Origin of the sequence: Brenneria sp. L3-3C-1, from assembly GCF_016456245.1 — a bacterium.
Classification (GTDB): Bacteria; Pseudomonadota; Gammaproteobacteria; order Enterobacterales; family Enterobacteriaceae; genus Brenneria.
Map to the genome: position 1 here is coordinate 623,425 of NZ_JAEMHF010000002.1, position 12,694 is coordinate 636,118.

A 12,694-nucleotide genomic window follows, 5' to 3' on the forward strand; every position below is an offset into this window, starting at 1 on the left:
ATACTGTATGTAATTACACCATGTACTTACATACAGGAAACTATCATGCTGGCGCAACTCACTATCAGTAACTTCGCCATCGTGCGCGAATTGGAAATCGATTTCCAGGCAGGAATGAGCGTTATCACCGGGGAAACCGGCGCCGGGAAATCCATTGCGATTGATGCCCTCGGTCTGTGTCTGGGAAATCGTTCCGACGCCAGCATGGTAAGGCCGGGGGCGCCCCGCGCCGATATCTGCGCCCGTTTTTCGCTGGCGGACACGCCCGGCGCCCACCGGTGGCTGGAGCAAAACCAATTGGACGACAGCAACGAGTGCCTGCTACGCCGGGTCATTGGCGCCGACGGCCGTTCCCGTGGTTTTATCAACGGCACCGCGGTGCCGCTTTCTCAGTTGCGCGAGCTTGGCCAACATCTTATCCAGCTTCACGGCCAGCATGCGCATCAGCTGCTGCTCAGGCCCGAACACCAGAAACATCTGCTGGATGCCTACGCAGACGAGCCTCAATTACTTGGCGCCATGCAGCAAATCTGGCAGCAATGGCACCAAAGCTGCCGTTCACTGGCGCAGTTGCAACAGGCCACCATTGAGCGGGAAGCGCGACGCGAGCTGCTGCAATACCAGTTGAAAGAGCTGAATGAGTTTGCGCCTCAGCCAGGCGAATACGAACAGATCGATGTCGAATACAAGCGTCTGGCGAACAGCGGGCAACGGCTGGCGCTGAGCCAGCAGACGTTACAGTTGCTCAGCGAGGACGAAGAGCAAAATATGCTCGGCATGCTGCACACCGTCAAACATCAGCTCACCGAATTGGTCGGCATGGACGACAAGCTGTCCGGCGTGCTTTCCATGCTGGAGGAAGCGGGCATCCAAATCAGCGAAGCCAGCGATGAACTGCGCCATTACAGCGAGCAAATGGATCTCGATCCAATCCGACTATACGAACTGGAGCAACGGCTATCCCGCCAGTTGTCGCTGGCGCGTAAACATCATGTTCCACCGGAAGCATTGCCCGCATTCCATCAACAACTTTTGGAAGAGCAACTGCTGCTGGAACAACAGGAAAGCGACCACAAAACCTTGAGCGGCGCCGTAAGCGAATATCATCAACAGGCGCTGCATATCGCCGAGCAATTACACGCGCGTCGGCAACACTATGCCAACGAGCTGGCCCAGCTCATCACATCCAATATGCATGAACTGGCTATGCCACACGGACACTTCACCATTGACGTGAAGTTTACGCCGGAATACCTGACGGCCAGCGGCGCGGACAGCATTGAGTTTTGCGTCACCACCAACCCCGGGCAACCGCATCAGGCGTTAGCCAAAGTGGCCTCCGGTGGGGAGCTTTCCCGTATCGCGCTGATCGTTCAGGTTATCACCGCCCGTAAAATGGACACGCCGGCGCTGATTTTCGATGAGGTCGATGTGGGGATCAGCGGCCCGACAGCGGCGATTGTGGGCAAAATGCTGCGTCAGCTTGGCGAATCGACGCAGGTTATGTGCGTCACTCATCTACCGCAGGTCGCCGGTTGCGGTCACCAGCACTTCTTTGTCAGCAAACAAACCGACGGCGCAGAAACGGAAACGCTGATGCAGCCGCTTGATAAACGCGCCCGGTTACAGGAACTGGCGCGCCTGCTGGGCGGAAGCGCCGTGACTAAGAACACGCTGGCGAACGCCAAAGAACTTCTGGCCGCATAAGGCTGAATCCTGTGGCGGGCAGGGATAGTCGCCATAAAAAAATGCCGGAGCATTTTTTAACGTCACGCAGTGGCGGCCCGTAAGGGTGGCGGGCACGGATAGCCCGCCATAAAAAATCTCAACTTTTTCGCCTTCTTGGGGTCATACAGGGATCTTGCAGGTTTTCAAGTCAGGCAAGGTCTATTATCATCGGCAACCTATGCCCTTAAGGAATGTAATCACTATGCGCTGTAAAACGCTGACTGTCGTCGCTGCGGTGGTTGTTATGCTGACTGCCGGTTGTTCCACGTTAGAGAAAGTGGTTTATCGGCCAGACATCAATCAGGGAAACTATCTGGCACCGGGTGATGTCGCCAAAATTCATACCGGAATGACTAAACAACAGGTCGCTTACACCCTGGGAACACCGATGTTGCAGGATCCGTTTGGCAGCGATACCTGGTTTTACGTCTTCCGCCAACAGCCGGGTCATGAGTCGGTAAAACAACAAACCCTGACGCTCACTTTTAATAGCGGCGGCGTGTTGACCCATATCGATAACAAACCCGCACTGAATTAATCGGGTACGGCCGGCGGAGTAGACGCTAATCCGACACGGCGAAGACCAACTGTTTTATCAGGAACGGTTTCCGCTGTGCGGATAAGGCTCCAGAGGCCTTATTTTTTTGAGCGCTCGGCTCGCTGACGTCGCAGCTCTTTCGGGTCGGCGATCAACGGGCGATAAATCTCCACGCGATCGCCATCATTGAGAATATCGGTCAGCTTGACTGCCCTGCTGTAGATCCCGACTTTGTTGGTCTGTAGATCAATCTCTCCCCGCAGCTCCAGCAACCCCGAGGCAATAATCGCCTCTTCGACCGAACTGCCTTGCGCTAAGGTTATCGTCCGCAGATATTGACGCTCCGGTAAGGCATAAACCACGTCAACGCAAATATCAGGCACTGTAAACCTCTTTGGCGCGTTGTGTGAACGCCTGAACCATATTTCCCGCCAGATCCTTGAAAACTTTACCGAAAGCGAGTTCAATCAAAGCATTGGTGAATTCAAAATCAAGATGCAGTTCAACTTTGCAAGCATCATTGCTCAATGGCGTAAAATGCCAATCTCCCGACAACTGGCGGAAAGGCCCGTCAACCAGTTGCATATTGATATTCTGATTGTTGGTCAGCGTATTGCGTGTGGTAAATGTCTTGCGAATCCCCGCCTTGGCGACATCAACGGCGGCGGTCATTTCATCCGGCGTAGCGGAAAGCACCCGACTACCGGTACAACCCGGCAAAAAAGCAGGATACGAAGAGACATCATTCACCAATTGGTACATCTGCTCCGCGCTAAACGGCACCAGGGCAGAACGACTTATTTTCGGCATACAATTTTCCGTGATTCATAAAACGCGCAAAATAATAGCACTGATAAGCCGACAGATAAAAATTCTGCGCGCACTATCGCACAATATCATCAACCGTGACCCTAGTCCTACGGCGGGGTTATTGCGTACTGCCAGCCACACAGGCGTCACCTTCAGGGATAACCGCCAACATCATATCCCGCCGTTTTAAGTGGCTCACGGAATACCTCATATTGACTATCACGACATCTTACAGAGCATTATGTCCCGAGCGGGTCGCCTCACTGAAAGTGACGATCGCATTTCGCACTTACAACACTATCCGAACACTATATGTTTATTATTATTTATACTTTTATGTCATAAGGTATTCTTTTACTCAATACCAAGCTTATCATTAAAATTATAATGATTTGAATTTAAATCACTTTAAATAGCATAAAAACAAATATACAGAAAATTCCTAACCCATAAGATAAAAAAAAGCATAAGATAATCTTAATAACCCGTCCGTTTATCGGACATGGAAAATAATGGATTTCATCCTATATCGTTACCTATCACAGCCCTAAGTATGGCATCAGGGAGCATTGCGGCTGTTGAAATGGACTAATTAGTGTTAACAAAATGAGGTGATTTATGAGGGTTTTAATAACAGGAAGTAGCGGGAATCTGGGAACAGCATTATCGATTAAATGTAAAGAAAGAGGATTTGAAGTTATTGGGCTGGATAAAAGACAGTCTGAAGAAACGAATGTCATCGGCTGTATTAATAACAGAACGCTCGTCGATAGCTGTATGCAAGGTATTGATATTGTTTTTCATACCGCAGCGCTGCATAAACCGCACATCGTCACGCATTCTTATAAAGAATTTATTGAAACTAATACGTTAGGTACCTATAACCTCTTGCAGTCCGCGGCAATGCACAACGTCAAGTCGTTCATTTTCTCAAGTACCACGAGCGTGTATGGCGATAGTCTGTCGCCCGATGCGTATTTGCCATCAAGTTGGATTGATGAAAATAAACAGATCGAAAGTAAAAATATTTACGGCGTAACAAAATTGGGTTCTGAAGAACTTTGCCGAATCTTTTCGCGCAATCATGGCTTAAATTGCATTGTCTTTCGCGTATCGCGATTCTTTTATGAAGATGATGATAACCCGGCGATCAGAGCGCATTACTGTGGGGACAATGCGAAAGTCAATGAATTGCTTTACCGACGAATAGATGTCGAAGACGCGGTTAACGCCCATCTTTGCGCAGCATTAACCTATACGCCGAAAAACGGTTTTGACAGATTTCTTCTCAGCACCACCACGCCATTTAAAAAAGAACATTGCTTACTTCTCAATAAAAATGCCGACGCCATAGTCGGTAAACTCTTCCCACAATATCGTGAGATATACGCGGCATTAGGATGGAAACTGTTCCCTCGTATTGACCGCGTATATGTCAATGAAAAAGCTCAACGGGTACTTAACTGGCGGCCTAAATACACATTTGAATACGCGCTCGACTGTTTGTCTCAACAACGTTCATTTCGCAGCCCGCTTGCCGAAAAAATCGGTTGGCATAGATATCATGACCAGGTTTTTGAAAATATGCCCTACCCAATCTAAAACAACGAACGGCATCGGGTATCAAGGACAATAGCAATTAACGGAGGATTGTTATGCCACATCTGAACAAACACCAACTCATTGAGTTATTAGCGCTGAAAAAACACGAAGAAGGCGGATACTATAACGAAACTTACCGCAGTCCGGAAAAAATACAAACCGAGCGTGAACACAACAACGGTCTTAGAACATTATCAACCTGTATTTATTATCTTCTGACTGACGACAGCCCTATCGGATATTTTCATAAAAATATTTCGCCTATCCTGCATTTTTATCATTCAGGCGCACCGCTTACCTACCGCTTTATTCATCCTGACGGAAAAACAGAAGAACATATTCTCGGGCCGGATATCCGCAACGGCCACAAACTTCAACTGGTGGCGCCCGGCGAAGTATGGAAATCGACGGAATTATCGCCCGGCGCATCATACGGACTGGTCAGTGAAATTGTTCTACCTGGTTGGGAAATCTACGACTCCGCAATCGCGCAATATCACGAACTATCGACACGCTATCCGCAACACGAAGCCTGGATAAAACGCTACTGCTATGGAGAAAAACCATGAGCAAGTCCGTCGTGATTACAGGCGCAGCCAGAGGGATTGGCAAAGCGGTGACCGAGTACTTCATCCAACAGGGCGAATACGATGTTATTGCAATAATACGACGTCACGATCGGATCGAGCAGCTCATGACGGAATGGCAAAACATCAATCCGTCATGCCGTATCGACATCAAAGCGGCGGACTTTTCAGATAGACACGCGGTCGAAAAAGTATGTCGGGCATTGAGTCAGAAAAAAAATATCGCCGTTCTGATTAATAACGCCGGTATTTTTTATAGCGGTACGGTGGATATCGATTACCAGCGATTGCTTGACCTGACGACGGTCAACTTCCTGTCACCGTTTTTGATCACCCACACGGTGGTTAATCTGATGCGGGAAAATAAGCAGGGCTATATTTTTAATATCGCCAGCAATTCGGCAAGGCGGCCCATACCGGGCATCGGAGCCTATAGCGCGTCCAAGCATGCGTTGTTAGGGTTCTCCGAATCGTTAATGCTCGACTTGCTGCCGTATAATATTAAAGTTTCCAATATCAATCCCGCTTTCGTCGATACTGACATGACTCGCGGCTTTCCCGGCGTCACCGCCAACGACAAAATACAAACGGACGATATCGTCCGTTGCATCAGCTTCTTGCTGTCTCTGTCGGCCGGGGCCATCGTGCCAAATATCGACGTGGAATGCGTCAAATTCCTGTAAAAGCCATGCATTGACAGGCAACAACACGCCGGGCACCTGTCCGGCGTCACCTTAACGCCCCAACTCTTTAACGCAAGTCGTCCCGGACATAAAAACATCCTGCGCATCAGGGATTTCATTCCCTTTTACATCCAGTATAATGACGGCACTATGACAAAGAAAAAAGCGTACAAACCCGGTTCCGCCACCATTGCGCAAAACAAGCGCGCCCGCCATGAATACTTCATTGAGGAAGAATTTGAGGCAGGGCTTGCATTGCAAGGTTGGGAAGTAAAATCACTGCGTGCGGGCAAAGCCAATATCAGCGACAGCTATGTAACATTCAGAGACGGTGAGGCGTACTTGTTCGGCGCCACCATCACACCGCTCAATGTTGCGTCTTCGCATGTGGTTTGCGACCCGACGCGTACACGTAAACTCTTACTCAACAAACGAGAATTGGACTCGTTATTGGGGCGCGTCAGTCGGGATGGTTATACGGTTGTCGCCTTATCCATGTACTGGAAAAATGCCTGGAGCAAAGTCAAAATCGGCGTGGCGAAAGGTAAGAAAGATCACGACAAGCGTGATGACATCAAAGAACGTGAATGGAAATTAGACAAAGCCCGTATCATGAAGAACGCTAACCGATAAGCCGGTGGCTTAAGTGGTATAAGTTCTGGTATACTGGCGACTGTTTCTTGGGGGCTGATTCTGGATTCGACGGGATTTGCAAAGCCCAAGGTGCATGCCGAGGGGCGGTTGGCCTCGTAAAAAGCCGCAAAAAAATAGTCGCAAACGACGAAAACTACGCTTTAGCAGCTTAATAACCTGCTGAGAGCCCTCTCTCCCTAGCCTCCGCTCTTAGGACGGGGATCAAGAGAGGTCAAACCCAAAAGAGATCGCGTGGATGCCTTGCCTGGGGTTGAAGCGCTAAATCTAATCAGGCTAGTTTGTTAGTGGCGTGTCTGTCCGCAGCTGGCAAGCGAATGTAAAGATAGACTAAGCATGTAGTACCAACGGTAGAGTAATTCCGGACGGGGGTTCAAATCCCCCCAGCTCCACCAATTTAGACACCGGTTATTACCAGATAAGGCCGGTGAAGTACGAAAAGCCCGCATGGCGCAAGCCCTGCGGGCTTTTTTACGTCTGCTGGGCGCTGTGGCGATCTTATGGCTTCCACAACTTTTAGGTACCTTCTTAGGTACCCGAAAGGCAGGTACCCATTTAGCGGGTACCTAAATGATGGAGGTACCTATGGCACGGTTAACAAAACCCCTCACCGATACGGAGATCAAAGCCGCCAAACCACAGGAGGCGGATTACACACTGCATGACGGCGACGGTCTGCAACTGCTAATCAAAAGCAGCGGCAGGAAAATCTGGCAGATGCGTACTACCGGCCTTTAACCAAAAAGCGCGCAAAACTGACTTTTGGGCCTTATCCCGAAGTTACTCTGGCCGACGCCCGGCAACGCCGTACAGCGGCCCGCGCCCTGCTGGTAAAAGATATTGACCCTTATGAACACCAGCTTTCATTGCGCAAGCAAGCGCTGGAAACCCAATCCAACACCTTTAAGGTCGTTGCCGAACGCTGGCTACAGCTAAAAAAGAGCAGCGTCACCGCCGACTATGCCTCCGATATCCGGCGCTCCCTCGAAAAGGATATCTTTCCCGCCATCGGCGATATCAGCATTACCGACATTAAAGCGCGCACGCTGGTGCAGGCTATCCAGCCGGTGCAGGCCAGAGGCGCACTGGAAACGGTAAGACGGTTATGCCAGCGGATTAACGAGGTGATGATCTATGCCATGAACGTTGGTCTGATCGATGCGGCGCCCAGCGTTAACATCAGCAAGGCATTCGAGAAACCGCAGAAAAAGCACATGCCTAGTATCCGCCCGGATCAACTGCCGCAACTGATGCAAACGATGCGGCTGGCAAATATCGAGTTACCGACCCGCTGTCTGTTTATGTGGCAGCTTCTCACCCTCACCCGCCCTGTCGAAGCCGCTGAGACGCGCTGGCAAGAGATCGATCTGGACGCTAAAGAATGGCGCATTCCGGCTGAACGCATGAAAATGAAGCGTGTACATATCGTTCCGCTGTCAGAACAGGCACTGGCTATTCTGGAACTTATGCGGCCTTTAAGCAGCCATCGGGAATATGTTTTCCCCAGCCGCATTAAGCCATTACAGCCAATGAATAGCCAGACGGTCAACGCCGCGCTAAAACGCGCCGGATTAGGCGGCATTCTGGTATCACACGGCATGCGCTCCATCGCCAGCACCGCGCTTAATGAACAAGGCTTTCCACCCGATGTCATCGAAGCCGCCCTCGCCCACGTAGATAAAAATGAAGTACGCCGGGCCTATAACCGCAGCGATTATCTGGAACAACGTCGCCCCATGATGCAATGGTGGGCCGACTTTGTGAAAGCGGCGGACAACGGCAGCTTGCTGGAAGGCGGGGTCCGAGGACTTAAGGCGATCGGGTGATTATATGAGGCCGTGTTTACTCTCCCGCCTCACACCATAAGCAAGTGATGGTGTGAGGCGGGAGACGCGTTATTTTTCGCTCATCGTCAATGGACAAATCCTCAACCCCACGTCTTTAGTAACTCTTAAGATAAAGTCACTTAACGGATGCTAAAAAGGAAGAAATTAAAAATATGCCTTAGTCAGAACAAACGATTTCATCGCCTCTGACGGGCATCAACCTGGGTGACTTCGTATGATTGAACAAGACTGGCATCCGGCAGATATCATTGCTGGTTTAAGAAAGAAAGGCACAACGCTGGCTGCGGTTTCCAGAGACGCGGGACTCGCCTCTTCCACTTTGGCAAATACACTGACGCGCCATTGGCCTAAAGGAGAACGCTTAATCGCCGAAGCCTTGCATAAACGCCCCGAAGAGATCTGGCCTTCGCGTTATAACAGCGGACAGCATCAACAATACCGAGATGGAACTTCGGATTAGCCACTAAAAATTTACAAAATTTTTTTCATACTGCTAGTGGATTTAGACGCTCCTTACTGGATTTCTATGGAATAGAAACCCAGTAAGGAGCCAACAAGCGCAGCGCGTTAGCCGCTTGATATACGGATTTTGGCGCAGTAAATTGTCAGCGCTATACCGCTGCTGCACGCAGCACTCCCATGTTGCCACGACCTTCAAGGCAACGCGCAGGACCAACCTGTGTGGTCGATTCCCAACCCGCCCCGCTACCCTTTTGCGGGTGATCGCTGCGGCGATGGTAGCTACCTTATTTCAGCGCCTTAGGGCCGCATCCTGCTTGTCCTTCGTGAAGCAACTGCTTTTTGCATACGCATTGATGCGTACAACAACCTTTTATTGCTGGCGCAACCGTCTGCGGCCTTTTGCTGCCTCAGCCTAGCTTATCCATGAGGCAGCGGCGTCACTTCATACGGCGAAAAACCGTTGCAAGTGACGCCGCGAACGATCTCTGCGCCAGCCCTTACGCCACAGCGATTTCCGGCGTGCCCTGTCATCTGACGCACATTTTCTGCGTCAATTCTCATCAACCCACTTATCAGAGGAGGACTGAACCGATACCTGAGGCGGGCTTTCAGCCTGAGGGGATTACCCTGCTGATGCAGGCGGCTGCACCGAGTGCATAACCGATATCTCCGTCATACCTCAACCGCTGCCGCTCCGGCGCGCAGGTATTGTTCAGTGCGACACGGTAAATCCGTGTCGTAAATCGCCGTGCGCCGGAGAACAGAGGTTATTGAGGATGGGGGGATAACATATGTCACGATTAAGCCGGGAGATGCAGACGCTGGCCCGACAGGCTGGCGGCAGCCATAAGACGGTACATGACCGACTAAAAATTGCAGAGCGGCTTGCCAGTCACCTGCTGTCTTTGAATATTCAGACCCGCACGGTGCAGCATCTGAAAGCAAAACATATCGAATGCTATATCGCCGAACGGTTAGAACAGGGAATTACACTGCGCACGCTGCATAATGAAATGGCGGCGGTGCGGGTGATGCTGCGCACCGCCGGGCGGACTAAACTGGCGGATGCGGAACGGCTGAGCAATAAGGCGCTAGGTCTGGGTGGCGCTAGTCGCGATGGCTCACGGCAAGCAATTACGCCGGAGCGCTATCAGGCGACGCTGGCAATCCTGCAACAGAAAGACGCCGGACTCGCTCTGACGCTGCAACTGGCTCGGATGATGGGCCTACGTTCGCAGGAAGCGGTGCAATGTTCGCAGTCGCTCCAGACATGGGCCACCGCGCTGGAGCGAGGCGACGAACAACTGAAGGTGGTATTCGGCACCAAAGGCGGACGGCCCCGACAAACGCGGGTTCTGGATCGGGAAGCGTTAACACAGACAGTGAATCAGGCGCTGACGATTGCAGCTGCCCGCAACGGTCGGCTGATTGATAAACCGGATCTGAAAAGCGCCATTAATCGCTGGCGCTCGCAAACTGCTATGGCCGGACTAAAGGGGCAATATTCCCCGCACAGCCTGCGTTACGCATGGGCGCAGGATGCGATGCATTATTACCGGCAGCAAGGTTTCAGTAACAGGGAAGCCAGCGCGCTGGTGTCGATGGATTTAGGGCATGGCGATGGGCGTGGGCGGTATGTGGAGCGGGTTTATGGGAAAGCGCTGTAGAGCGTCGTTGAATAAATCGGCGTGTACTGACCCATGCTCGATCTGGCTCTTTTGCTGATCTGAGCGCAATCTAATCCGGCAAGCGGCTATGTGCCAAAACCGGACATTCGTTGCACATCTGGACGAATACACAGCGTTATTTGCTTTGACCATAAAACAGGCTCGCCTTGAGCAAATGATCAGGCACATATATTTGTTGCTGATGAAGTAAAATAAAGCTAATTTAGGTACTTAGCTTGGTACCAGCCTAAAAATAAATTACTAAGTCGAAGTCTAAGTTTATAACAATCGCTTTCAATGTGACCATCGGCCACTGTCACCTTAATGTGCAAAAACGCATAAAAGGCGCCAATAGCCTCTGGCAGTTGAGGTGGGGGTTAGGCGACCAGGCTCCCCAAGAAGGATTTCATTTTTGAGGAAGTAAAAATGATTGAAGCATATTTAGTACCAACAAATTATGAGCAACCAAGACCGATTGAAGGAAAATATTCTGCTGTAGTGTATAAAACTCATGCTGAATTTGAGTATGGAGGCTATAAAGTAATAGCAAATATGTCCCATCAGGGGTCTATGAATGCTAATGGTAATACTGGATTTGTTACTGTTCATAGAGACAGCGTAGACATCTCATGGAATGGTAGTTATAACTCACTAAGCGAATATAAACCTAAAAATGAAAGAGTTATAAGTAATGAAAAGCACCTTATAGCAACACTAACGCCGTTAGAATTTGAACAACGCCATCCATTTGCCGACGGAAATTATGGTCGTGGCTGTAGAGGAATAGTTCTTAGTAATCATGCTGAATTTGGTGTATTTGATAAGTACGAGGCTGTTATTGATGGGCATATAAAATCGAGTGTCTTGGCTGCTCCTTGCAATATTTTACCGATGAAGGGAGAGCGTACTAAATGCATTATTGAATTTGATGACGCTACTGTTTTTATGGCCGAAAGGTATGGGCCAGGCACATACGATAATTTGGTTGAAAAGACAGTGAATGAACTACAGAAACTTCTTTGTAGTGCTAATGCCGGTTAAGCTTAACAAGCGAAAGTAATTCGGCCCTTTGGGCCTGGACCTCGCTTGGCCCGGCCCCTATTGCGGGCTAAAAGTGTCACAAGGCATTGAATTTATTTAAAATATGGGGGATGCATGCAACCAAAAACTAAAATAGGTGAAGCCCAAGTACAGCAAGCATTTGTTGAGCATTTAAAGTTCAAGATCTGTAAAAAATTCGGCCCTGACTTCCCCTATAATTACGGCGCATTTAATGGAAGCCAAGATAGAAAATATGCCGACTACTTTGCAGGGGTTAATGCTAAAAATATACTCATAGAGTTTAAAGAGTTTAAATCTGAAATATCAACAGAGTCAAGAAAGCCATTAAGAAAGAAGCTCTGTAATACCATAAGTGATTTGAATTTTTCTAGTTCGATAAATGCTCACTTCATTTCTTGGCGGCTTGATAACTCAAAAGAAAATAAGCTTAAGTTAAAGATTGATACGTACCTTCCTACGGTCTGCCCATTATTTGATAAACATTTTTCTGGCAATGATGAGAAATGGATACAGGAATTTGTTGATGATTTTTTAAATATGGAAACTGGGGTAAGTAATGAGGGGTTTGAGTTATACATAAACGAGCTGTCAAATGTCGCAGGTGATGATGGAGATTCAAGTTTTTACGGGGTTCATTTAACTTTTGATCCTGAGTATGGAGTAGACCTTAAAATTTTTTCAACTATAGCTGAGCTTATTGAGTTCTCGAACAATCTAAATCTTAGTAAATCACCTTCACCTAAAAATAAAAAACCATCACCCAAAGATGATGAGCCAAGTCCATATCGAGGCGGTCCATCTATATAAACACTTAACAGGGTGTTGCACCGGACAAACCGGTGAACGCGGCGATAACGTCCGAAATTCGCTCATAGCAGACCTTGCCTGGGGCGCACTTCAGCTTCGTGCCAAAAGCGGAAGTTGGAGTGCTGATCTCTTCCCATTAAACAGGACCAGGCTAAACTGGAGTTTTCTGCCCTTCTTTTCCTTAAAAAAGAGGCAATCCGGCCATGAAAAAGATCCGCTGTACTGAAGAGCAAATTGCTTTTGCCCTGAA

General features: G+C 49.2%; 13 protein-coding genes, 1 other RNA gene and 1 pseudogene. 12 read left to right on the forward strand and 3 right to left on the reverse strand.

Going from position 1 to position 12,694, the window contains the following annotated elements; all coding sequences use genetic code 11:
- The first annotated feature begins 45 nt into the window (after positions 1 to 45).
- Both recN and bamE read left to right on the forward strand, forming a co-directional pair.
- Positions 46 to 1,707, forward strand: coding sequence for a DNA repair protein RecN (gene recN / locus JG725_RS09230; protein ID WP_199377710.1), 1,662 nt, complete (start codon positions 46 to 48; stop codon positions 1,705 to 1,707).
- Between the two features lie 223 nt (positions 1,708 to 1,930).
- On the forward strand, positions 1,931 to 2,266 hold the full coding sequence (gene bamE / locus JG725_RS09235; RefSeq protein ID WP_172289482.1) for an outer membrane protein assembly factor BamE: 336 nt from the start codon (positions 1,931 to 1,933) through the stop codon (positions 2,264 to 2,266).
- Positions 2,267 to 2,364: 98 nt separating this feature from the next.
- Here the strand turns inward: bamE and JG725_RS09240 are convergent, their stop codons facing one another.
- Complete coding sequence (locus JG725_RS09240) at positions 2,365 to 2,649, reverse strand: RnfH family protein (RefSeq protein ID WP_172289481.1); 285 nt, start codon at positions 2,647 to 2,649, stop codon at positions 2,365 to 2,367.
- Positions 2,642 to 3,076 (reverse strand): type II toxin-antitoxin system RatA family toxin, encoded by a 435-nt coding sequence (locus JG725_RS09245; RefSeq protein WP_199377712.1) that lies wholly within the window; start codon positions 3,074 to 3,076, stop codon positions 2,642 to 2,644. Before JG725_RS09245 ends, JG725_RS09240 begins: the two co-directional genes overlap by 8 nt.
- 618 nt (positions 3,077 to 3,694) lie before the next feature.
- Between JG725_RS09245 and JG725_RS09250 the strand changes: the two genes are divergently transcribed.
- From JG725_RS09250 to JG725_RS09295, 10 genes and pseudogenes are all read left to right on the forward strand, one after another.
- Positions 3,695 to 4,678: an NAD(P)-dependent oxidoreductase gene (locus tag JG725_RS09250; RefSeq protein WP_172289479.1), complete on the forward strand. Its 984-nt coding sequence runs from the start codon at positions 3,695 to 3,697 to the stop codon at positions 4,676 to 4,678.
- Positions 4,679 to 4,731: 53 nt separating this feature from the next.
- Entirely contained in the window at positions 4,732 to 5,247 is a 516-nt protein-coding gene (locus tag JG725_RS09255) for a cupin domain-containing protein (protein WP_199377714.1), read from the forward strand.
- Positions 5,244 to 5,948, forward strand: a complete 705-nt coding sequence (locus tag JG725_RS09260) for an SDR family oxidoreductase (RefSeq protein WP_172289478.1) — start codon at positions 5,244 to 5,246, stop codon at positions 5,946 to 5,948. The genes JG725_RS09255 and JG725_RS09260 overlap by 4 nt, the downstream gene beginning before the upstream one ends.
- Positions 5,949 to 6,098: 150 nt before the next feature.
- The gene (gene smpB / locus JG725_RS09265; protein WP_172289477.1) at positions 6,099 to 6,581 is read left to right on the forward strand and encodes an SsrA-binding protein SmpB; all 483 of its coding nucleotides are present in this window, start codon (positions 6,099 to 6,101) and stop codon (positions 6,579 to 6,581) included.
- 50 nt (positions 6,582 to 6,631) lie between these two features.
- Positions 6,632 to 6,994: a transfer-messenger RNA gene (gene ssrA, locus JG725_RS09270) on the forward strand.
- A 190-nt stretch (positions 6,995 to 7,184) separates the two neighbouring features.
- A pseudogene (locus tag JG725_RS09275) lies at positions 7,185 to 8,425 on the forward strand (integrase domain-containing protein).
- A gap of 235 nt (positions 8,426 to 8,660) precedes the next feature.
- Positions 8,661 to 8,906, forward strand: a complete 246-nt coding sequence (locus tag JG725_RS09280; RefSeq protein ID WP_199377716.1) for a helix-turn-helix transcriptional regulator — start codon at positions 8,661 to 8,663, stop codon at positions 8,904 to 8,906.
- 793 nt (positions 8,907 to 9,699) lie between these two features.
- Complete coding sequence (locus tag JG725_RS09285) at positions 9,700 to 10,575, forward strand: integrase domain-containing protein (protein ID WP_199377718.1); 876 nt, start codon at positions 9,700 to 9,702, stop codon at positions 10,573 to 10,575.
- A 426-nt stretch (positions 10,576 to 11,001) separates the two neighbouring features.
- A complete protein-coding gene (locus JG725_RS09290; RefSeq protein WP_199377720.1) occupies positions 11,002 to 11,616 on the forward strand; it encodes a hypothetical protein in 615 nt (204 codons plus the stop codon).
- 114 nt (positions 11,617 to 11,730) lie between these two features.
- Positions 11,731 to 12,444, forward strand: coding sequence for a hypothetical protein (locus JG725_RS09295; RefSeq protein WP_199377722.1), 714 nt, complete (start codon positions 11,731 to 11,733; stop codon positions 12,442 to 12,444).
- 62 nt (positions 12,445 to 12,506) lie between these two features.
- Here the strand turns inward: JG725_RS09295 and JG725_RS20630 are convergent.
- Positions 12,507 to 12,694: hypothetical protein (locus tag JG725_RS20630; RefSeq protein WP_233356373.1), on the reverse strand; the 188-nt coding region annotated here is incomplete at its 5' end.

Bases quoted from the DNA above. Each gene is read 5' to 3' on its own strand.
- recN (WP_199377710.1), top strand. From the start codon at position 46: ATGCTGGCGCAACTCACTATCAGTAACTTCGCCATCGTGCGCGAATTG.
- bamE (WP_172289482.1), top strand. From the start codon at position 1,931: ATGCGCTGTAAAACGCTGACTGTCGTCGCTGCGGTGGTTGTTATGCTG.
- JG725_RS09245 (WP_199377712.1), bottom strand. From the start codon at position 3,076: ATGCCGAAAATAAGTCGTTCTGCCCTGGTGCCGTTTAGCGCGGAGCAG.
- JG725_RS09250 (WP_172289479.1), top strand. From the start codon at position 3,695: ATGAGGGTTTTAATAACAGGAAGTAGCGGGAATCTGGGAACAGCATTA.
- JG725_RS09255 (WP_199377714.1), top strand. From the start codon at position 4,732: ATGCCACATCTGAACAAACACCAACTCATTGAGTTATTAGCGCTGAAA.
- JG725_RS09260 (WP_172289478.1), top strand. From the start codon at position 5,244: ATGAGCAAGTCCGTCGTGATTACAGGCGCAGCCAGAGGGATTGGCAAA.
- smpB (WP_172289477.1), top strand. From the start codon at position 6,099: ATGACAAAGAAAAAAGCGTACAAACCCGGTTCCGCCACCATTGCGCAA.
- JG725_RS09280 (WP_199377716.1), top strand. From the start codon at position 8,661: ATGATTGAACAAGACTGGCATCCGGCAGATATCATTGCTGGTTTAAGA.
- JG725_RS09285 (WP_199377718.1), top strand. From the start codon at position 9,700: ATGTCACGATTAAGCCGGGAGATGCAGACGCTGGCCCGACAGGCTGGC.
- JG725_RS09290 (WP_199377720.1), top strand. From the start codon at position 11,002: ATGATTGAAGCATATTTAGTACCAACAAATTATGAGCAACCAAGACCG.
- JG725_RS09295 (WP_199377722.1), top strand. From the start codon at position 11,731: ATGCAACCAAAAACTAAAATAGGTGAAGCCCAAGTACAGCAAGCATTT.